The organism is Arthrobacter sp. SIMBA_036 (genome assembly GCF_046535135.1).
Taxonomy (GTDB): Bacteria; Actinomycetota; Actinomycetes; order Actinomycetales; family Micrococcaceae; genus Arthrobacter.
This window is the reverse complement of sequence record NZ_JAWRXG010000339.1, coordinates 1-252: the sequence shown is the minus strand read 5'-3', so window position 1 is coordinate 252 and position 252 is coordinate 1. Positions and strand designations below refer to the sequence as shown.

General features: G+C 48.0%; 1 protein-coding gene. It reads right to left on the bottom strand.

Annotation, left to right across the window (positions count from 1 at the left end; translation table 11 throughout):
* Positions 1 to 252, bottom strand: a 252-nt coding sequence (locus tag SB659_RS20110) for a DEAD/DEAH box helicase family protein (protein WP_410551701.1), incomplete at both ends; no start/stop codon positions are given.

The window sequence follows — 252 nt, the reverse complement described above, 5'->3', positions numbered from 1 at the left end:
AATCTGCCCGTCTAAATCGTCGCGATCGGTAACCACTACAAAACTGTAATTGCCTTGTACCTTGCGGATGATCTTGCGGACATACAAAATCATCGAAAAACTTTTACCCGAACCCTGGGTATGCCAGAACACCCCGAGCTTGCCACCAAACTCGTCCCGCCGCAGAAACTTGTCAAAGCCTCGGTTCACACCAATAAACTGATGATTCTGGGCGATGATCTTCTGGCTGCCCTTGTGGTAGATGACAAAATT